The sequence below is a fragment of the Ureibacillus sp. GCM10028918 genome (genome assembly GCF_042666115.1).
Taxonomy (GTDB): domain Bacteria; phylum Bacillota; class Bacilli; order Bacillales_A; family Planococcaceae; genus Ureibacillus.
Genome location: NZ_JBHTFK010000007.1, coordinates 243,364 through 262,638 on the forward strand (window position 1 = coordinate 243,364; position 19,275 = coordinate 262,638).

Consider the following 19,275-nt stretch of genomic DNA (forward strand, 5'->3'; position numbering starts at 1 on the left):
TGAAAAAAATGATGATAATAAAAAAAATGCATAATACAATCAATAATCCCTCAATTTGTTGAAAAAGTGATAATATTTCAAAAATAGGGTTTAAAGCGTTTTCAAAATGAACATCTTGGGATGTCAACAAATGGAGGGGTATGCATGTTATCATTTTTAGGGTTTGCTATGGTAGCCGTATTCATGTATTTAATAATGGCGAAACGTATGTCAGCATTAGTAGCCATCATGATTGTACCGATTATTTTCGCTATTATAGGAGGGTTTTTCACAGAATTAGGTCCTATGATGGAAGCTGGCGTAGAAAATGTGGCAATGACAGCCATTATGATTTTATTCGCAATTATCTACTTTGGAATTATGATTGATACCGGCTTATTTGATCCGTTAATTAAGAAAATTCTGCAGATCGTAAAGGGCGATCCACTTAAGATTGTTGTGGGTACAGCTGTGTTATCGATGATGGTTGCTCTTGATGGGGATGGAACAACTACATATATAATTACGGTATCTTCATTATTGCCGTTATATAAAAGATTAGGAATGAATCGCCTAGTGTTAGCTACAACGGCGATGCTTTCTATGGGGGTCATGAACATGACGCCTTGGGGTGGAGCTTCTGCGATGGCCATGGCTTCTCTCGGTTTAGATTCTTCTGAAGTATTTATTCCCATGATTCCAATTATGGGATTTGGGCTTGTCTGGGTGATTGTTGCGGCTTTCTTATTAGGTAAGATGGAACGTAAACGTATTGGTGTAATTAAGCTTGATGACTCTGAAAAAACAAAATTAGATGATAGTTTAACAGGTACATTAGATTACAAACGACCGAAATTAGTATGGTTTAACTTAGCTTTAACGGTTACCTTAATGGTCTGCTTAATCTTGGACTTTATGAACCTCGGTCTTTTATTTATGGTTGCATTGGGAATTGCATTACTAGTGAATTATCCAGATTTAAAACTGCAGCAAGAACGATTGCTTTCACATTCCAGAAATGCTTTAGCAGTAGTTTCGATAGTTGTTGCGGCTGGAATCTTCTCTGGTATAATGACTGGAACAGAAATGATTAATGCGATGGCAGAAACTCTAGTAGCAATTATTCCGCCTGTATTAGGGCCATATTTATCAATAATCGTTGCTTTCTTAAGTGCGCCATTTACGTTCTTTATGTCTAATAATGCTTTTTACTTTGGCGTACTTCCAATTCTGGCGCAAACCGCTGAAGCTTATGGGATTAGTGCAGCAGAAATAGGTCGAGCAGCTTTAGTAGGACAGCCTGTACACGTTTTTAGTCCACTAGTAGCGGCTGCACATTTAATGATCGGGTTGGTTGGCACTGAATTTGGTGAACTACAACGGTTTGCCATAAAATGGGCTTTCGGGACAGTAACTGTTATGACGATTGCTGCTTTAGTGTTAGGTGTAATCTAGTTTAGTTTTTAAAACGGGTCGTAAAAGATCCGTTTTTTTTTATCTAATTGTTCAGCTATAGTTAAAAGCTATAGCGAGAAATAGTTTTTATGTGTTACGTTATATTGATTTCCCTATGCTACACTAATCTTACATCAAGAACACAGGCTTTTAAAAAAGGAAAAGGGGAGAAAAATTATGACAAAAACACTTATTAAAGCACCATTTAGAGCGGATCATGTAGGAAGTTTATTACGACCAGAGAGCATTCATCAGGCAAGAAAGGCTTTTCAAGCAGGAGATATTACGAGACATGAACTATATGCAATTGAGACAGAAGAAATTAAAAAAGTTGTTGATAAGCAAATTGAAGTAGGACTTCAAGCTGTAACTGACGGAGAGTTTCGTCGTAGATTCTGGCATACAGATTTCCTTGAACACCTAAATGGGGTAGAGGGATACGTTCCAGAAAAAGGCTATGCATTTAAAGGGGAGGAAACGGAAAGATACAATGTACGAGTAATCGGCAAAGTATCGTTTAACCCAGAGCACCCACATATTAAAGAGTTTATCGAATTTAAAGAAATTGTCGGGGACCGTGCTGTAGCCAAACAAACAATTCCAAGTCCAAACCAATTATTTAACGCAGGTATTCGTAATCTAGAAATCTATCCGGACATTGAAGAATATACAAATGATGTCATCCAAACATACCGTGATGTGATCAAGGCATTCTATGATGCAGGTTGCCGTTATTTGCAGCTGGATGATGTTTATATTGCCGGTCTGAATGCACCAGATATTCCATTTAATGATAGCGGCTATTCTCGTGAACAATTAATAGACTTAGCTCTTCGTGTTGCCAATGGCGTACTGGAAGATAAACCGGAAGATTTAATTGTTACGACTCACCTTTGCCGTGGAAACTATCGCTCTAAATGGGCGTTTGAAGGCAGTTATGCTAAAATTGCCCCAACATTATTCGCAAAAGAAAAAGTGGACGGCTTCTTCTTGGAGTATGATGATGATCGTTCAGGTGACTTCGGACCACTGGAACATATCCCGAATGGTGGAGCGCAAGTGGTACTAGGAGTATTCACATCGAAGCATGGGGAACTAGAAGATAAAGAAAACATTAAAGCACGTATTGAAGAAGCAACAAAATATGTGCCATTAGAGCAATTATGCATCAGTCCGCAATGTGGATTTGCTTCTACTCATCACGGCAATATCTTGACTGAAGAAGAGCAATGGGCGAAGCTAAAGTATATTGTGGATATTTCGAAAGAGATTTGGGGATAAGCTTTAAGGAACTTGTCAATTTAACAAGAGACGCAATTTCAGAGATGAAATTGCGTTTTTTTAATGGTTTATGGAAAAGTGCATAGAACGGTAGCAAACCGGAGGCGGTAGTATGTCGATTAAAGGGATCAATCATTTTTTATTTTCAGTTTCAAATTTAGAAGTTTCGATAGAGTTTTATAAAAAAGTATTTGAAGCGAAATTGTTAGTGAAAGGAAGAACGACGGCCTATTTTGATTTAAGTGGCATGTGGCTTGCACTGAATGTAGAGGAAGATATACCGCGGAATGAAATCAAGCAATCTTATACACATATCGCTTTTTCGATTGAAGAAGAAGAGTTTGATGAAATGTATGAGAAGCTAGAAAAACTGAATGTAAACATCTTATCCGGACGTCCCAGAGTTGAAAGAGATAAAAAATCCATCTATTTTACAGATCCAGATGGCCATAAATTCGAATTTCATACTGGTACATTACAGGATCGGTTGAATTACTACAAACAAGAAAAAATACACATGGAATTTTTTGATTAACGAATAATGGCGCTTAATCGAGGCAAGATTAAGCGCTTTTATTTTTTATAGGAGATAAAGGAAAAAAAATTAAGGTCTTACCACTTTATTCGTCAATACTTTTAGAGCTTCTTTAACATCTTTTGCAAAACTTATTGGTTGATCAATTTTCACGAAATGAATGTACATCAATCTAGGGTCTTCAAACAACCAGTGATTATGGAACCCTGTTACCAATATGTTATTTTTGCGAAGTTGACTAATGAATGGATTGATTTCTCCTTGAAGAATGACAGTTTCTCCACTGCAAAGTGCCGTTCCGTCAGGTGCTAGTGATTCAAAGTTAAACATTTGAGGGAGGGTAAGGAAGGATCGGCTTCTTCGATTCATGATGGTTGTTTGGATATTTAGCCTGGAATCCATTACCATACAAACTCCATCTTCAAACGTTTCCATGCCGCCAAGGATTTGGTTGAATTCACCACATAGCTCCATCGCATTGCCATTATGATTTGTACTCGGGCGACTTGAACCTACTATGCTTTGATTTAGTACTTTATTTGCTTTTCGAACCTTTCGAGCAAATTCCAGCGGTTCATCAATTGATTGATAATGAATATACATAAGTCTAGGTTTCTCGAATATCCAGTGATTATGAAATGCCGTTACGATAATTCCCAGTTCTCTTAATCGTGAAATATACGGGTTAGCCTCTTCCTCAAGAACTACCGTCTCACCAAGACATAACGCTCTACCCTGAGAGTCCATACTTTCAAATGACCATGCTTGCGGCACAAACATAAACGATTCTGCTGGACGACCTAATACAGTTGGACGAATATTCGTGCGTGAACGTGTAGCAGTACAAACCCCATTTATCACAGCAGGAGTGGCGTCCAAAATTTTAGCAAACTTCTGGCAAAGTTCACTAGGTTGTTTTGCATCATGATGATTCATTGAATTCATATTCATATTCATATTCATATTGTGCATTCGACAACATTACCCCTTTGTTTTCTATCATTCACTCTATGATATTCAATAAATTATTTTGTGATGGGGCGAAGTGATTCTTTAAAGGAATTATGAAATGGTATAATTAAAGTAATAAAAGCGTCATCAAAAAATCAAAATATTATCTGTTACATTGTAATGTTAGAACGTAAAAGGAGTGTTCGTTCTTGAATATATTAATCTTAGGTGGAACTGGACGAGTTGGAAGTCATATCGTTACTTATGCCCTGCGTGACAGTCAACAGATTACGGCTTTGGTCCGTTCTCCAGAGAAAATCCAATACCATCACGAAAATTTAACGATTATTAGTGGAAATGTATTAAATAAAGAAGATATCGTACGAGCAATGCAAGGAATTGATGTTGTAATTAGTGCGCTGGGTACAGATGGGGCAAACACGCTAACTGAAAGTATGCCACTGATTATAGAGGCCATGGAAAATGAAGGGATACAACGAATTATTACAATCGGAACTGCAGGGATCCTACAAAGTAGAATTACGCCTGACCTATTGCGTTATCAGTCGAGTGAATCAAAGCGCAAGTTAACCCGTGCAGCCGAAGAGCATCACAAAGCCTACGAGATGCTAAAACAATCAAACCTCGAATGGACAATTGTCTGTCCTACTTATCTGCCGGATGGAGAAAGGTTAGCGAACTACCGAACAGAAGGCAATTTTTTGCCAGAGGGTGGCACTCAAATTTCAGTTCCAGATACGGCAGAATTTGCTTACAGCCAAATAAAAAGTGGCGATTACTTAAAAATGCGTGTAGGGATTGCTTACTAATAACTCACTTACTACAGTGAAAGAATGCAGTAGGGAAGAGGAGGTTTGCCTAATGAAGATAAATAAGGGTAAGTTCCTTATGATTTCTGTTTCCTTGTTTATAATACTTGTTGTAACGAATTATCAATCTCTTGAAAATGCGAAAAATAGTTGCGAAAAAGGCGACAAGACTCCTGAAGTTGAACAAGATATAATGGCAATCAATTGGACTGTTTCCTGTAAATAAACACGATATACTAATTCTAAGATTCGGAGCATTTCCTTAAAAGATATGCGTCTTCTTTTACTTTTGGCATGCTCCGTATTTAATGAAGTTTTATGCTTAATTGGATGGAAGAAATGAGGGGTTCTAATGATTGAAATATTTGGTATTCGTAATGGAATAAACGCAGAAGCTGTGTTTTATACCATCTTCTAAGATTGAGGTAGATGACATAAAAGAAGCATGAAAAACGAAGATGCACTTCATGTTTTTCATACTCCTGAATCTTAAGGAAAGGGTACAATCGTCCATCCTAAGACGAAGATAACTGCTACAAACAATCCTAAATAGATACTTAACCCCAATCCCCACAGACCGAGGGACCTGCTTTTTTTGTTTAAGGATGAGATAATTCCAAATACCACTGCAAGCAATATCCAGGAAGAGTATGAATTTGCTAAACCCCCATCATAGCCAGATAGCACAGAGAGATTAATGAGTGCTAAGGAAATAAGCCCCATCACGACACTTAGCCATCCGCAAGCTTGTAAAATCGTGTTTTTTATCGTGCCCAATTCCATAATTTCACCTCTCCTACTTTCATATAGCGAACCATATCCAATTCTCTAAGTGATACAACTTCACTTTTTGGCCCTGTCACCACGACACCATACGTTTCAAAACCATTTTTCTCGATATACTCTATACGTTCTTTCAATTCAAGATTTTTATGAGCTGAGACTTCTTCTGCAATCCTTTCATATGGTTGAAGTCCCTTTAGCATATCGAGGAAAGTTTCCTCATGTGAAGCAGACTCTCGGAAAGGGGACCAATAGGTTTCATCAGGTTGTACCGGATATCCGATGGGAGAAACGACATCACCATCCGCACTAAGCATCGTTTCCTCCATACCGGTATAGATTGCTGCCCAAGTGACATCCACGTTTTCCATTTCATTTTCTACTTCTTCCACTTGATAGAGATTGTCCAGAGAAATATATGCCTCGACAACCGTTTCCTCTGGCAATCCTGCTAATACACGCCATTCCTTCGCGTTATCGAATTCAATCATTTGTTTAGGATGGGCTATCCATTGATTCGTTTGGGTTGGGTAACTCGGATAAATCTTCTCTAATTTAGAGTCTTCCTCTCTTTTCACCAAATCATTAAGGACAAAATCTAGATCGTAATGTTTTGCTGGATAAAACTCATCACCAATTTGTTTATATTGTTGAAATGATAAGTTCATAGAAAAGAGGGAAAAGTCCATATCAAATTCCATCTCTTCCAGCGTCGTGTTTGGTTCAGTAATATAAAGCGTCATACTCGAGACATCCATTAATGTAGTCGATTTTGTTCCAAAAGCATAATACGCGAAGGTCAACATATAGCAAGTTGGAACAATTAGCAGAATGACCGTTATAGTTGAAAGAATGATCTTCCATTTGGATGTGTTGATGGCCCTTTTCACTTTTTTAGTTCCATCAGCTGGATGAGAAACACCTTCATTTCTCGCTTTATGTATTAATTTTTCATAAGAATCCATTAGTTATCCTCCTCTGCCAACATTTCTCTTAGTCTTTTTCTACCTCGCGCTAAGTGACTCTTCAAAGTATTTAGCTTGATATTCAGAATATTTGCGGCTTGCAAATTTGTACAATCATGCACATCACACAGTAAAATTGCCTGTTTTTCTATCGGTTTCAGCTTATCCAAATAGCTTAATAGTTCTATGTATGCATCGTTTTCAAGCGCGATATTCTCTGGTGTTTTTAAATCAATTTCAAAAAATTCATTGGTCATGACATATCGTTTATCTTTTCTAACGTGATCTATGAATGTATAATAGCCCACCTTAAAAAGCCACGGTTTTATTTCCTCGATGTCATTGGTCAGCAAGGCAATGTGTGCTTTTGTAAAGGTTTCCTGAAGTAGATCTTCGGTTTTTGTATGATTTCTGGAGAGAGAATATAGATAGTGATATAGGTCATTGAAGTATAGTGAATATACTTGTTCGAGATCCATTACTTCCCACCTTTCACTCTAACCACGGATATGGGGTAGAAAAAGTTGCGAAAAAATAAAATTATTTACAATTATTATGAAATGAATCACTAGGGAATGGTGATTCATTTCATAACTTTAGTAAAGTTTAACAGTCCTATTTCAAATATTATTGAGTTATTGTAAAATATTTCTAATTTTAAAAGCGCATGGGGAGATTTTCAAGTGTTCTTGGCATATTGGAAGCAGTTCTTATCATTATCTTGACGGCCGCGGTAGGGGTTTTGGGAGAGTTTTTGAGATTCGTTTCGTAAATACTATTCGTTCCTTTGCCTTTTTGGCATTGGGACAACTCTGAACTTAGTCGTTTTAAATAAAACTAAAAAAGGTCATTATGATTCAGAAAATGAAGGAGAAGAATCTTGTAACTAGATTTTCAATTATCGGCGCTTTCTGTAATTAGGGGGAGCATCTTTTCTCATGAATATAGCCTAGCCAATTTTGCACAACAGAGGCTTGCTGCTGTTTGGGTTGTTTTCACTATACTAACTATTTGGTGTTTCAAACTTACACAAATGACGTAAAGGGTTAATAGAATATAATAGCAGTGGGAAAACAAATATTCTCCCACTGTAAATAGTTTAAATTGTATGGTCCTGGTTGTTTTTTGACATTTCATGAGGGAACTAACTCGCAACTTTAGTTTAAATATAAATGCTTGTACAAAATAAAAATCTTTAACATAAAGAGGTTATTTCTAAATTAGAAGGAAATACTTTAAATAGAAACCCATATCTTTACTGTTGTTGATTTTGTCCTTGCGTGCCAGACCCCATTCCCATCATATTAGAGACAAGTGGCATCATATTCTTCGATTTTCCGCCGTTTCCAATTAACATCTGATAAGTTGCAATGCCTACTCCAACTGAAGCAAAAATCGGTAAAATTTTATTCATGTTTGCCTTCATCTACATCACCTTCTTTTTAAATTTTTTTCATTGCATTAATATTTTGGCTAAAAAGAACTTTAAAATTCAGGTACTTGTTACCATAAAAAAAATTAATAATTGCGAAAATAATTAGAATTATATGGTAATGAGAAAATGGCGTCTTCTTGCCTGGCAGAATACGCCTTTAAATTTGTAAAACAAATTACAGCAAGATTTGGAAAGTCTGTTTAGAACTCCGATGTTATTCTGTCTTTACCAGTAAAGAATATTACGTATGATTGGAGGTGGATAAAAGGCAAAAGGGATATTAACAATCTAAGTCAATGGGCTGTTTTTTGATAGGTACGTATATGTGATAAGCAGAATCAAGATTGTGAATATCCTCGAAAGCTTGAATAAGTTCAATATCAGAATTCTCCGATTCCTGTTTTGAAATTTTTAAAAACCTAGCAAAGTCAGTAATAAGGACATTTCCAATGTCGAGTAAATCACCAAAGTATTTGAATCTGGCACAAAAGATTTGTGGAACATCCACAGTAAAGTAATACGGTTTCTCAATCTGGATATCATATGGAATCCCAAATAAAACTTTAAACCGAGTGGAATTCGGCTGACAATTTGAATAGACGACATAGCAGGAGCCAGTGATGTCTTTATCTATATTGTTTAAAAGCTTTTTGGAATGAGAGCGAATTTTCGCCTTATAATCTTCAGTTGCTAGATCAACTTCAAATGCAATGCCGCATAATCGAACAGTTTCGAATTCTTTAAGCGTAAAATCGGCAACAATATCACCATTAATGTTCTTTATCGATCTTTTTACTACTGACGGAATTGGCGTTAGAGGTATCACCTCATTTTTTTCCCTGAGCATGCTTGGTGAAATGCCGTATTGACGTTTAAATGCGCGGGTAAAGGACGATGGAGTTCCGAAGTTAAGTTGATACGCAATATCCGTCAAGGATAGGTTTTCGTTTTGAATTAATTTTAAGGACGCATTTAATCTTCTGGATAGTATGTATTGGTTTAATGAACAACTCATCATTGCTGAAAAAAGTCTATGAAAATAGTATTTAGAAAGATTGAATCTACTTGCAACAGAATCCAATGTCAGCGATTCCTCTAAATTATTATCAATGTAAAGTAAAGCCTTTTCTATGACTTCATAATGTTCCATCTTATCACCTTATATCAGTTATTTTCCTTAAATTTCCTAATTATTTTAACATATGCAAGCTGGAAAGTTTTGATTAACTTTTGAAGGAGGTTAACATATGGACAAAAAAGTAGAAAATAATTGGAATGTAACGGGAAAGGGACTTATCCGGTACTTGGGTTTATTTGCAATAATGGCAGGGATTCTCTACATCCTCATTCAGTTCATTCATCCTGCAGACAATATAACATCGGTCAACTCAAGCAAATGGGTAATGGTTGCGTGCTTGACCATGGTAATGTCCCTTTTCAGTCTGATGGGCATTATCGGAATATATACGAAACAAGTGAAAGAAACCGGTTGGCTTGGTCTAATTGGATTTGTAATCTTTAGTCTGTTTTGGTTAACTTCAATCACTTTTAGTTTCATAGAAGCATTTGTTTTGCCGCTACTCACAAATGATGCTCCTAAATTCGTTGAGGGTATTTTGGGACTCTTTGGTGGATTTAAAAGCGAGGTGAATCTTGGGATTTTCACAGTATTAGCGCCGGTAGCGGGGGTGCTCTATATGTTTGGTGGTCTCTTGCTAGGTATTTCAATATTTCGTGCAAGAGTCATGCCACGCTCGGCAGGTGCATTGCTTTCCTTCGGTGCGGTAGTGACGCTCGCGGCTGCAATCATTCCACATCCGCTTGACCGGATACTAGCGGTACCGATGGGATTAGCTTTAATTTGGTTAGGATATGTAGTTTGGTCGGACACAAGAGAAGGGTCGAAAAGAACCTAAATTAGCCATTAGTGGGTTAGGCCTGAGTCTAATGCTATGAAGTACGAACAAAATGTTGGCGCATTTCTTTAACAAGAAATGTGTCTGTTTTCATTTTTCTTGAGGAATGCCACTATGTAAAAAAGCTCAAAACAAGTTAACCCATATTAGGCTAACTTGTTACGTATAGAAGTGTGTTAAGAGTTAATCATTCTTTTTTTGAAAAGTACTAGGCATAACGACTAGATCAACTGTACCTCGAGCACAAAGAATATCCTCGGCATAAACTTCGGTCTCAACCTTCCATCTTTTTGGATGAATTTCTTCCACAGTTCCCACAGCTTTTAAGGTAACTTCTTGTGGAGTTGGTTTCAGGAATTCTACATTGAGGCTTGCGGTTACGAAGCGTGGTGGTACTGACCCAGCACCAATTTCGTTCCCATTTTTGCGATGCAAAGCAAGTGAGGCAGATCCGGTTCCATGGCAATCCATTAAAGAGGCAATGGCGCCGCCATACAAAAATCCTGGAATCCCCATGTATTTTGATTGGGGTTTAAAGAAGGTTACAGTCTTGTCGCCTTGCCAACCAGTTCGAAGGTGATGACCATCTTTATTCAATCGTCCACATCCAAAACACCAAGCAAAATCATCCGGATAAACATCTTGAATTGCCTTTTCCACTACAAACTCTTCCATTTTCTTTCCTCCTCAATATTCTACTTAATAGATGTATATTATATTTTCTATGCTAGCATTCTCACATTTAATTGATTTAAGTATAATTTACTATTTTCTTCCTATCAAATAGATACTGAATCTACTTTCAATGGAAGAATCCTTATTGGCTTGTGGTTGGTTATTAAGAAAATAATAGATCAGTAGTGACAACTTGAACAATTAATAGTAAAAAGATAATCGGAAGTAAAACCTGAAGCCATTTTCCTTTTAAATAAGGGACGAGTTTTAGTCCAATATGAGAACCAATGATTGAGCCAACTGTTACTGGAATGGCAATGCCCCAATCCACAATTCCATATAAGAAGTAAAATAAAAACGCACTCATACAACTTCCAAACATCATAAATCGAGTCATTTCGGCAGCATTTACATAACTGAATTGTTTTTTCAAAAAGTAAGTAAAATTCAAAAGTGCGGATCCTGGCCCAAAGCCACCATCATAAATTTCGATAAAAAATGGGGCTAAAAAAGTAGATCGTTGTTCTTTGTCACGTTGTTCCGTGTCATGCTGTTCACTAACTAATCCAGTCTTCTTGCTTATTAACATAACAATAAACATGGCGATTAGCACAATACATGCAACGATATTCATCGTCAGTTCCGACAATCTTGTTGCGAGAAATGCACCACTTATTCCACCGAGGCTAGCAAGGAGCATGAGTGGGAGCATTTGTTTAAGTTGCATTTTCTTTTTTAATACAAGTACAAGGACTGTGGATAATAAAGATACGCCCGTTCCATGTATTATTTGTACTAGCATTTTGATACTAGTAATGGTGGCTCCAACGATTTTACTAGAGATGAGTTGGACGTTTATTAGAGTATGGGTATCAGCTTCAATTTCGGTTTTTTATTTTAGTGGATTAACCACAATCATTATTTATTTCCTTTCTGTATTATGGTTAATTATTACAAAAAGGGTGATTCCTTTGAATAGTGTAAAGAAGAGATAATAGCTTTTATCTAGTTGATTTCTATCGATGCAGTATAGTTGAATAACCCTCCGAATTACTAGTATTTGCGGTTAAATGTATAACCTTCATGCAAATACAGATACTATTTTGAGTGAAAAGCACACGGAATATAGGAGGGTATAATCTTATGATTGAAAAACCTAAAATGAGTTCCTCTGAACTTGGAGCACTATGGACGACATATCAAAAAAAATCAATGATTTTGCGGATAGTGGAATATTTTATTGAAAAATCGGATGATCAAAGAGCGAAGGATCTCATGTCTGAGCTATGGAACCAACTTCACCCACTAATTATTGAAATGAAAATCACCCTTGAAAATGAGGGGGCGGCAGTTCCAGATGGTTTTACTGAAAAGGATGTTAATTTAGAAGCACCAAAGTTATGGGAGAATGGTTTTGACATTATGTTTTGTCGAGTACTAAAGGAAATAAGTATGGGGATGTACGTACTCCACTTGACGATGTCTTACCGTCAAGACATTATAAAACTTTACAGGGATATGACTGAAGTAACAGAAACCTTTTATGGTCATTTCACACAGTACTTGCTTGAAAAAAATCTTTATACACGCCCGACTTATGTATCCATGCCAACATCAACCAATTATATATCGGATAATGATTATTCAAAAGGATCCAATATTTTTGGAAACAAGCGTACATTAAATACTGTTGAGTTTGGCTATTTATATCGTACAATTGAAACGAATATTACTGGTATGCAACTGTTAAATGGTTTCATTCAAACGACTAAGGACGAAGATGTAAAAAAGTATTTTATACAAGGGAAAGAGCTTTCCAAGGAAATTATAAGGGAGACTTCTAACATTCTTCTTGAGAATAATATCCAACCACCTGCAACACCCGGGGGAACCGTTACAAATTCAACAATAGCTCCGTTTTCAGAAAAGTTAATGATGTACTGTAATTACCTTTTAAGTGCATTTTCCCTCGGGGGAGGTGGCTTCAGTGCAGGCTTTAGTTTACGTAAAGATCTGCAGACCAAAAATGTGATATTTGCTAAAGATATATATCAATATCAACTGAATGGGGTTAACCTCATGATGTCTAAAGGATGGCTTGAAGAACCACCAAAAATGGAAGTATAAATTTTTATCGTGGGTTTTACCTATCGAAGAAAATGTATTTAAGCAATAAAAAAGGGATGTTAGAAAATCACTGCAATCTACTTAGCATTTTCCGTTAAGAGGTTGTCCAAATTCTTAGCAAGCAAAAAGGCAGTAATCACTGACTTGTTATTCCAAATTCCATAATCGGGTGCTATTCAAAAAAAAGAATTGCGCTCTTTTTTTATGTACGACGAATAAACTCTATAATGTCTAGTAAAATAATGAACGAACCCAGCTATGTGAAGGTAACTGGGTTAGTTTGTTTACAAATTCCCATCAATGATGATGGTGGTGATGTCCAGGTGAATCAGCTTTCGCTTTACATAAAATCGTATTGTCATGCTGGTGGGCAGACGTTTCTAATTGAATCGTCATATGGTGAATATTTTGGTGTGCAAGATCATGTTCTATTTTGTGGAGCATCTGTTCACTTTCCGCAATAGACATTCCATCACTAACAACTGCATGACAGGAGAGTGCATTTAAACCGCTAGTAATCGACCAAACGTGCAAGTCGTGAACGCTTTGTATGCCTTTTGTATTTTTGAGTGTTTGAATCACTTCATCTACATTTACATTTTGTGGAGTTCCTTCCATCAGTATATGGAGTCCGGATTTTGAAACAAAGTAGCCGCTGCGTAATACGAGTGCGGCTACAATGACACTCGCAAGGGGATCTGCCCAGCCCCAGCCAAAGAATATGATAAGAAGTGAAGCAATAATGGCACCGATTGAACCAAGCATATCGCTAATTACATGTAAATATGCACCTCGCATATTTAAATTCTCTTCTAAGTCCCCGCCACGCATCATAATCCAAGCAACAATAATATTGACTATTAAACCAATCGAAGCAATGATTAACATCCCAGTCGAAGCAACTTCAGGCGGATTTTGAAAACGCTGAATAGCTTCATAAAAAATATAAATCGCAATTAAGACGAGTGTTACTCCGTTTAGCACAGCTGCCAATATCTCAAATCGTTTATATCCATAGGTTTTACTATAGTTAGCCGCTTTTTCCCCAAGTGTCAAAGCCAATAGTGCAATCCCAAGCGATATGGCGTCACTTAACATATGTCCCGCATCCGATAATAACGCAAGACTGTTGGTCATGAAACCGCCGATTGCTTCAATAATCATATAGGCTGTAATAATCATAAAGCTTATCTTCAACGTTTTTTTATTGGCGCCATGGGTATGGTTATGTCCGTGATCGTGTCCCATCTTTACATCCCCCTAAATTAATGATGTGTCGCATGTTCAATAGCCTGTTTCAATAAATTCATGATGTGATCGTCATCTTCCGAATAAAATAAAGTTGTTCCGGCTCTTCTATATTTGACTAATCTTAAGTTTTTCAAAAAACGTAATTGGTGGGAGACACTTGATTGGCTTAAATTTAGCGTCTCGGCAATATCATTCACGGAATGCTCACCTGTACATAATAAATTCAAGATTCGAATTCTAGTCGGGTCGCTGAGCGCCTTGAACGTTTGCGAAACGACAAACAACGTTTCTTCATCCAAATGCTGTGTCTTATCATTAAAAGTCACTTCCATTTTTTGTTCGTCACTCATTAATATTACCCCCTATATTATATTATGTTAATACATGAGCATATGTTCATATATAGACTATTATAATTCTCTGACAATTGTCAATCAGATAAGCGGCTTTATTTCAATTTTGACGTTCACTACTCAGACCATACATATGGCCACACTTGGATGATGAGTTATTCATCATCTAAAAAAGGGTTCAAAAATAAATGCGCAAAGAGTATGCCCACCAATGATAAGGAAATAGTTGCCGCAATTGAAGAGCTTCCAATTATATGAATAGTGGCAACAGGAGCATTTCAATCACCCAGAATTCCATCCTTTTCAAGGAACATTTCTGAAGATGTTTTTCAGATTCACTCCACACAATATAAAAATCCTAGTCAGTTAAAAGAAGGAAATGTACTGGTAGTAGGGGGTGGGAACAGTGGCGCTCAAATTGCCGTTGAACTATCGAGGGAAAAAGAAACACATTTAGCCATCAGTAAAAAGATAACGTATTTGCCTTTAGTCATATAGAAGAAAAGCATCTTTTAGTGGTTCGATATACTTGGAAAACTTAAAGTAAGTACACATTCTTTTTTAGGAAAAGCAATTCGAAAAAAGGGCGATTCCATCTTTGGTTATGAATTGAAACATGCACTTAAGAGAAAAGAGTTCACATTAAAACCTAAGGTAACAAAAGCAATCCATAAAGAAGTCACCTTTGATGATCAAACTACTATAAAGGTCCAGCAATATTATATGGGCAACAGGTTTCCATTCAATAGATCCTTGGATAAAAATTGACAAGTTGCTTAATGGAGATGGAAAAATCATTCATCATGGGGGAGTTACGAATGTTAAAGGATTATATTTTATCGGGTTACCTTGGCAGCATCGCCGCGGTTCAGCCCTCCTGCAAGGGGTAGGGTTTGATGTTAAATATATAATCGACTATCTAAATAACCTAATTATCCAAGATAAGTGAATTGAAAGATTAGACAAAAGAGCAACAGCAATTTCATTAATCGGAATAAATACAGCCAAAAAACAGCATCCTAAGAAAAAAATGCCGATAAGGATGACGAATTTATAATGGATATACTCGATATATTAATATTGGTTTTTTTTGTTGTTATCATTATTTGGACTTTTAAAACTGATAAAACAAAGAAAACAGCTGAAGATGATACAAGTGAAGCAAGTGTTCCAACCGGAGTAGCTGTAGAAGAGAAACAAAATAAAAAATCCACACAAGCCGCTGCAACATCAAGCGAGGATAGCGAAGAAAACATCGACTATATTCGTTTAAGTAGTGATGACTATAAGCGGTGTAATCAATGCAAGAAAGTAATTTCTATCAAAGATAACTTTTGTAGTTATTGTGGACAACCCAACCCCAATCAGAACTCTTAGCAGTTTTACTAATTATTTTCTTTGTCCCCAAACGGGTGGATTTCTTTCATAAGCAATGCGTCTCTTTTCCATTAAGGATTCAAATTCCTAATGAAAAGCAGGTATATTCATCGAGTCGTTGAAATATATAACTAGGGAGATAATATAAAAGATACTAGAAGACTCGTTCCACACTTTAAAAATATGTTTTCTTTTCTCTATTGCTCAATTATATTTGAATGAGAACTGAAAATTGTAAAGGAACTATTTTAATATAGAGGTAATCTACAGATGTTAACAATGAAAAAATTAAAGAGTATTGTATTTTTCATACTAGGTATACTATCCCTTGCTATTGGAATAATTGGGACGGTGCTACCTATCTTGCCTGGAGGTCCGTTTTATTTATTTGCTGCTTTTTGCTTTGCCAAAAGTTCTAAACGAATTGAAACGTGGTTTAAAAGTACAGTGATATATGAAAAATATGTGGAAGCATTTCTTCTAAAAAAAGGAATGACCAGAAAAGAGAAAATTAGAATAAACTTAATTGCTGACTTCTTTATTCTTTTTTCCGTTTTTTATGTGGATTTTCTTTTAGTTAAAGTTCTATTAATATTATTGGCACTCTACAAGCATTATTATTTCATCAAAAAGATCAAGACCATACAACCAAAAGCTCTAACCAAGACTGTATAGAACGTTGTGCTTGTGAACATTGGGACAGACTTTCATTAATAAATAGTTTACTAGGGAAGAATCCATTTTTATCAAAATGAATTCTTTTTTTATTAAATTAAGAGGGAGTATATTTTAAAATAAACTTTATCTTCCTGTATGTTATCTCTAGATTAAACCGACCTTCAGTCCACACGCACGAAAAGACACCATCTATTTTTCTTAGACCTTCAAAATCCCCTCCATTTACTTCAGACTCTTCCTTAAAAGAATTTGAATTGGCTCATTCGCCTCGCTGACAAATAAATACTATTAACAACCAATAACAATATCCTCCAAAAGAACTGCCGAGGGACACCCCTTCAACTCATATTCTCTCTTCTATACCGCATTCTTCTTGATATTGTAAAATATTTGCTCTAAAACCATTGACATACAATATTCTGAAAATATACACTATTTATATAAGGTAATGATTACCGCAAATGCGTAAAGGGGTGGCTAGATTGAATTTACCTACTGTTCAATTTACAAAGGAGCAAGAATTATTCAGGGAAAAGGTACGAACTTTCCTGCAGGGAGAGGTTCAAAAGGGTACGTTCCTCACAAAATGTGATTCCTGGTTAAGTGGCAGTGACCCTGGATTTTCTAAGATAATTGCTGAACAAGGCTGGATTGGTATGACTTGGCCGAAGGAATACGGAGGAGCTGAGCGAAGTTCCATTGACCGATATATTCTAACCGAGGAATTTTTGGCCATTGGAGCACCGGTTGCAGCACATTGGTTTGCCGATCGACAAACAGGACCGTTGCTACTGAGATTCGGGACTGAATTTCAAAAGAATTTCTTCTTACCCAAAATCGCAAAAGGGGAATGCTTCTTTGCCATTGGACTAAGTGAACCTAATAGTGGTTCCGATCTTGCTTCAGTTCGGACGAAAGCTGAAAAAGTTGAGGGTGGCTGGATTGTAAATGGTGCAAAGACGTGGACGAGTAACGCGCAAGATGCTCATTATATGGTCACACTCGTTCGGACAGAACCCGTATCGGAAAAGAAACACCAAGGCTTGAGCCAATTAATTATCAATTTGGAGTCAGAAGGTGTAACCATTACGCCGATTCGCTATTTGACTGGGGAACATCATTTTAACGATGTGTTTTTTGATAATGTTTTCGTGCCAGACGAAATGGTCGTTGGCACATTAGGAAATGGGTGGACTCAAGGGTTAGCTGAATTGGCCTTTGAACGCAGTGGTCCGGAGCGTATTCTAAGCACCTTCCCGTTATTAAATGAAGCGATGGAAGAATTAAAACGCCAACAGGATATCGAAGGTTTGGCGGAAGTCTCAAAGCTGGTAGCAGAGCTATGGAGTTTACGAAATCTATCAATTGGTGTTGCCAAAGTGCTAGAAGAAGGTGGAGAAGTAAGTGTACCAGCAGCCTTGGTTAAAAGTGTGGGTACCCAATTTGAACAGAAAGTTCCTGAAATCGTTCGATTATTGCTGGATGTGTTTCCGCAGCTAAAAGCAGAACGTGCTTTGGACCGCTACTTGGCGGAATCTACACTTCATGCACCTGGTTTTACGATCCGCGGAGGAACATCGGAAGTATTATACGGCATTATCGCGAAGGGAGTGCTTGCAGGATGAGTGAAATGAAAGACATGATTGTCGATGTCGTAGAAAGAATTTTCAAGGAAAAGGTTGAAAAAGAAACGGTTGATTTGCTGGAATCAGGTGCATGGTCGGAAGATGTTTGGCAATTAATACTAGAAAATGAGATTGAGAAAGTCGCGGTAAAAGAAGAGCATGGCGGTGCCGGTGGAGATTATGAGGATTTGCTCCATCTTTATCGATTAGTCGGAAAATACGCTGTGCCGATTCCATTTGTCGAACATACATTAGCCAACCTTGTTATAGACTTCGCCAACCTACATCCTTTAACAGAGTTATCAACAGTGCATCTTGCCACAAAGCCGTTGGAACTGGCAGAAGGAAAGGTTTTCGGTAAACTTCAGCAAGTTCCATGGGCGAGATACGCAGAAAAACTTGTGACACTGGCAACGGAACAAGGGAAACAATACTTAATTTTAATGGATTTGAAGGATGCAACGATTGAAAAACAAACGAACCTAGCAGCAGAGCCAAGAGATACCCTCCAATTTACAGATGTAAAAATTCTGGCAAGTCACCCCCTCCCAGACGAACAGCATGAGTTCCTTACAAAATTACAGACGGCAGCCACAGTTAGTAAGATGGTTGGAGCAATAGACCGTGCTTTTGAGCTGGCGGTTCAATTCAGTAAAGAGCGCGAACAATTTGGTCGTCCAATTCACCGTTTCCAATTAGTACAACAGCATCTTGCTATTTTAGCAGGGGAGCAAGCTCTTTCCATAGCTGCATTAGACAATATCATTGCATTGCTTCAAGAAGGAGAAGTGACTGATGAGGTTGCCTTTGCAAGATTAAAACTGGATGATGCCAGTCGCATAGTGGCAACGAGCTCACACCAAGTCCATGCAGCCATTGGTGTAACCCATGAGCACCGACTACACCACTATACACGTAGATTGTGGGCATGGAGAGATGAAGACTTCCACGCGAAGTACTGGAAAAAGGAACTAGCTCAAAAAATGCTCCATTCTTCAAACACGCTTTGGGAAGCAATAACTAAGAAAAAACAAGTTGAACATATTTAAGGGGGATGAA

At 37.2% G+C, this 19,275-nt stretch carries 22 protein-coding genes; 12 read left to right on the forward strand and 10 right to left on the reverse strand.

Annotated elements, in window-relative coordinates:
• The first annotated feature begins 144 nt into the window (after positions 1–144).
• The 3 genes from ACFQU5_RS10370 (at position 145) to fosM (ending at position 3,250) form a co-directional block, all read left to right on the forward strand.
• Positions 145–1,434: a CitMHS family transporter gene (locus tag ACFQU5_RS10370; protein WP_390287452.1), complete on the forward strand. Its 1,290-nt coding sequence runs from the start codon at positions 145–147 to the stop codon at positions 1,432–1,434.
• A gap of 177 nt (positions 1,435–1,611) precedes the next feature.
• Complete coding sequence (locus ACFQU5_RS10375) at positions 1,612–2,715, forward strand: 5-methyltetrahydropteroyltriglutamate--homocysteine S-methyltransferase (RefSeq protein ID WP_390287454.1); 1,104 nt, start codon at positions 1,612–1,614, stop codon at positions 2,713–2,715.
• A 112-nt stretch (positions 2,716–2,827) separates the two neighbouring features.
• A complete protein-coding gene (fosM, locus tag ACFQU5_RS10380; protein ID WP_390287456.1) occupies positions 2,828–3,250 on the forward strand; it encodes a FosM family fosfomycin resistance protein in 423 nt (140 codons plus the stop codon).
• A gap of 69 nt (positions 3,251–3,319) precedes the next feature.
• On the opposite strand, the gene ACFQU5_RS10385 is transcribed toward fosM, so the two are convergent.
• Positions 3,320–4,213, reverse strand: a complete 894-nt coding sequence (locus ACFQU5_RS10385) for a DUF1259 domain-containing protein (protein ID WP_486395190.1) — start codon at positions 4,211–4,213, stop codon at positions 3,320–3,322.
• Between the two features lie 197 nt (positions 4,214–4,410).
• Here ACFQU5_RS10385 and ACFQU5_RS10390 point away from each other — a divergent pair, with 197 nt between their 5' ends.
• Together ACFQU5_RS10390 and ACFQU5_RS10395 are read left to right on the forward strand one after the other, a co-directional pair.
• Positions 4,411–5,031, forward strand: a complete 621-nt coding sequence (locus ACFQU5_RS10390) for an NAD(P)-dependent oxidoreductase (protein ID WP_390287460.1) — start codon at positions 4,411–4,413, stop codon at positions 5,029–5,031.
• A 52-nt stretch (positions 5,032–5,083) separates the two neighbouring features.
• On the forward strand, positions 5,084–5,257 hold the full coding sequence (locus ACFQU5_RS10395; protein WP_390287462.1) for a hypothetical protein: 174 nt from the start codon (positions 5,084–5,086) through the stop codon (positions 5,255–5,257).
• A 263-nt stretch (positions 5,258–5,520) separates the two neighbouring features.
• On the opposite strand, the gene ACFQU5_RS10400 is transcribed toward ACFQU5_RS10395, so the two are convergent.
• The 5 genes from ACFQU5_RS10400 to ACFQU5_RS10420 form a co-directional block, all read right to left on the reverse strand.
• The gene (locus ACFQU5_RS10400; protein ID WP_390287464.1) at positions 5,521–5,814 is read right to left on the reverse strand and encodes a hypothetical protein; all 294 of its coding nucleotides are present in this window, start codon (positions 5,812–5,814) and stop codon (positions 5,521–5,523) included.
• On the reverse strand, positions 5,796–6,779 hold the full coding sequence (locus ACFQU5_RS10405) for an anti-sigma factor (RefSeq protein WP_390287466.1): 984 nt from the start codon (positions 6,777–6,779) through the stop codon (positions 5,796–5,798). The genes ACFQU5_RS10400 and ACFQU5_RS10405 overlap by 19 nt, the downstream gene beginning before the upstream one ends.
• Positions 6,779–7,258: a sigma-70 family RNA polymerase sigma factor gene (locus ACFQU5_RS10410; protein WP_390287468.1), complete on the reverse strand. Its 480-nt coding sequence runs from the start codon at positions 7,256–7,258 to the stop codon at positions 6,779–6,781. Before ACFQU5_RS10410 ends, ACFQU5_RS10405 begins: the two co-directional genes overlap by 1 nt.
• A gap of 776 nt (positions 7,259–8,034) precedes the next feature.
• Positions 8,035–8,205: a hypothetical protein gene (locus ACFQU5_RS10415; protein WP_390287470.1), complete on the reverse strand. Its 171-nt coding sequence runs from the start codon at positions 8,203–8,205 to the stop codon at positions 8,035–8,037.
• Positions 8,206–8,494: 289 nt separating this feature from the next.
• Complete coding sequence (locus ACFQU5_RS10420; protein ID WP_390287472.1) at positions 8,495–9,364, reverse strand: helix-turn-helix domain-containing protein; 870 nt, start codon at positions 9,362–9,364, stop codon at positions 8,495–8,497.
• 97 nt (positions 9,365–9,461) lie between these two features.
• Between ACFQU5_RS10420 and ACFQU5_RS10425 the strand changes: the two genes are divergently transcribed.
• Complete coding sequence (locus ACFQU5_RS10425; protein WP_390287474.1) at positions 9,462–10,130, forward strand: hypothetical protein; 669 nt, start codon at positions 9,462–9,464, stop codon at positions 10,128–10,130.
• Between the two features lie 183 nt (positions 10,131–10,313).
• Here ACFQU5_RS10425 and ACFQU5_RS10430 read toward each other — a convergent pair whose 3' ends face one another.
• Positions 10,314–10,805, reverse strand: coding sequence for a PaaI family thioesterase (locus ACFQU5_RS10430; RefSeq protein WP_390287476.1), 492 nt, complete (start codon positions 10,803–10,805; stop codon positions 10,314–10,316).
• Between the two features lie 163 nt (positions 10,806–10,968).
• Positions 10,969–11,607: a sulfite exporter TauE/SafE family protein gene (locus ACFQU5_RS10435; protein ID WP_390287478.1), complete on the reverse strand. Its 639-nt coding sequence runs from the start codon at positions 11,605–11,607 to the stop codon at positions 10,969–10,971.
• 341 nt (positions 11,608–11,948) lie between these two features.
• On the opposite strand from ACFQU5_RS10435, the gene ACFQU5_RS10440 reads away from it, so the two are divergent.
• A complete protein-coding gene (locus ACFQU5_RS10440) occupies positions 11,949–12,932 on the forward strand; it encodes a DUF3231 family protein (RefSeq protein WP_390287480.1) in 984 nt (327 codons plus the stop codon).
• 297 nt (positions 12,933–13,229) lie between these two features.
• Here the strand turns inward: ACFQU5_RS10440 and ACFQU5_RS10445 are convergent, their stop codons facing one another.
• Positions 13,230–14,180, reverse strand: coding sequence for a cation diffusion facilitator family transporter (locus ACFQU5_RS10445; protein WP_390287482.1), 951 nt, complete (start codon positions 14,178–14,180; stop codon positions 13,230–13,232).
• 17 nt (positions 14,181–14,197) lie between these two features.
• Entirely contained in the window at positions 14,198–14,533 is a 336-nt protein-coding gene (locus ACFQU5_RS10450; protein ID WP_390287484.1) for an ArsR/SmtB family transcription factor, read from the reverse strand.
• Positions 14,534–14,797: 264 nt separating this feature from the next.
• Between ACFQU5_RS10450 and ACFQU5_RS10455 the strand changes: the two genes are divergently transcribed.
• From ACFQU5_RS10455 to ACFQU5_RS10475, 5 genes are all read left to right on the forward strand, one after another.
• The gene (locus ACFQU5_RS10455; protein ID WP_390287486.1) at positions 14,798–15,034 is read left to right on the forward strand and encodes an NAD(P)-binding domain-containing protein; all 237 of its coding nucleotides are present in this window, start codon (positions 14,798–14,800) and stop codon (positions 15,032–15,034) included.
• 558 nt (positions 15,035–15,592) lie between these two features.
• Positions 15,593–15,913 carry a zinc ribbon domain-containing protein gene (locus ACFQU5_RS10460; RefSeq protein WP_390287488.1) on the forward strand — a complete coding sequence of 107 codons (321 nt, stop codon included), beginning with the start codon at positions 15,593–15,595 and terminating at the stop codon, positions 15,911–15,913.
• A gap of 270 nt (positions 15,914–16,183) precedes the next feature.
• Positions 16,184–16,588 (forward strand): YbaN family protein, encoded by a 405-nt coding sequence (locus ACFQU5_RS10465; protein WP_390287490.1) that lies wholly within the window; start codon positions 16,184–16,186, stop codon positions 16,586–16,588.
• A 485-nt stretch (positions 16,589–17,073) separates the two neighbouring features.
• The gene (locus ACFQU5_RS10470; RefSeq protein ID WP_390287492.1) at positions 17,074–18,216 is read left to right on the forward strand and encodes an acyl-CoA dehydrogenase family protein; all 1,143 of its coding nucleotides are present in this window, start codon (positions 17,074–17,076) and stop codon (positions 18,214–18,216) included.
• Positions 18,213–19,265: an acyl-CoA dehydrogenase family protein gene (locus ACFQU5_RS10475; protein WP_390287494.1), complete on the forward strand. Its 1,053-nt coding sequence runs from the start codon at positions 18,213–18,215 to the stop codon at positions 19,263–19,265. Before ACFQU5_RS10470 ends, ACFQU5_RS10475 begins: the two co-directional genes overlap by 4 nt.
• Positions 19,266–19,275: the final 10 nt, after the last annotated feature.

Bases quoted from the DNA above. Each gene is read 5' to 3' on its own strand.
- ACFQU5_RS10370 (WP_390287452.1), top strand. From the start codon at position 145: ATGTTATCATTTTTAGGGTTTGCTATGGTAGCCGTATTCATGTATTTA.
- ACFQU5_RS10375 (WP_390287454.1), top strand. From the start codon at position 1,612: ATGACAAAAACACTTATTAAAGCACCATTTAGAGCGGATCATGTAGGA.
- fosM (WP_390287456.1), top strand. From the start codon at position 2,828: ATGTCGATTAAAGGGATCAATCATTTTTTATTTTCAGTTTCAAATTTA.
- ACFQU5_RS10385 (WP_486395190.1), bottom strand. From the start codon at position 4,213: ATGAATATGAATATGAATATGAATTCAATGAATCATCATGATGCAAAA.
- ACFQU5_RS10395 (WP_390287462.1), top strand. From the start codon at position 5,084: ATGAAGATAAATAAGGGTAAGTTCCTTATGATTTCTGTTTCCTTGTTT.
- ACFQU5_RS10400 (WP_390287464.1), bottom strand. From the start codon at position 5,814: ATGGAATTGGGCACGATAAAAAACACGATTTTACAAGCTTGCGGATGG.
- ACFQU5_RS10405 (WP_390287466.1), bottom strand. From the start codon at position 6,779: ATGGATTCTTATGAAAAATTAATACATAAAGCGAGAAATGAAGGTGTT.
- ACFQU5_RS10410 (WP_390287468.1), bottom strand. From the start codon at position 7,258: ATGGATCTCGAACAAGTATATTCACTATACTTCAATGACCTATATCAC.
- ACFQU5_RS10415 (WP_390287470.1), bottom strand. From the start codon at position 8,205: ATGAAGGCAAACATGAATAAAATTTTACCGATTTTTGCTTCAGTTGGA.
- ACFQU5_RS10420 (WP_390287472.1), bottom strand. From the start codon at position 9,364: ATGGAACATTATGAAGTCATAGAAAAGGCTTTACTTTACATTGATAAT.
- ACFQU5_RS10425 (WP_390287474.1), top strand. From the start codon at position 9,462: ATGGACAAAAAAGTAGAAAATAATTGGAATGTAACGGGAAAGGGACTT.
- ACFQU5_RS10430 (WP_390287476.1), bottom strand. From the start codon at position 10,805: ATGGAAGAGTTTGTAGTGGAAAAGGCAATTCAAGATGTTTATCCGGAT.
- ACFQU5_RS10435 (WP_390287478.1), bottom strand. From the start codon at position 11,607: ATGCTAGTACAAATAATACATGGAACGGGCGTATCTTTATTATCCACA.
- ACFQU5_RS10440 (WP_390287480.1), top strand. From the start codon at position 11,949: ATGATTGAAAAACCTAAAATGAGTTCCTCTGAACTTGGAGCACTATGG.
- ACFQU5_RS10445 (WP_390287482.1), bottom strand. From the start codon at position 14,180: ATGGGACACGATCACGGACATAACCATACCCATGGCGCCAATAAAAAA.
- ACFQU5_RS10450 (WP_390287484.1), bottom strand. From the start codon at position 14,533: ATGAGTGACGAACAAAAAATGGAAGTGACTTTTAATGATAAGACACAG.
- ACFQU5_RS10460 (WP_390287488.1), top strand. From the start codon at position 15,593: ATGGATATACTCGATATATTAATATTGGTTTTTTTTGTTGTTATCATT.
- ACFQU5_RS10465 (WP_390287490.1), top strand. From the start codon at position 16,184: ATGTTAACAATGAAAAAATTAAAGAGTATTGTATTTTTCATACTAGGT.
- ACFQU5_RS10475 (WP_390287494.1), top strand. From the start codon at position 18,213: ATGAGTGAAATGAAAGACATGATTGTCGATGTCGTAGAAAGAATTTTC.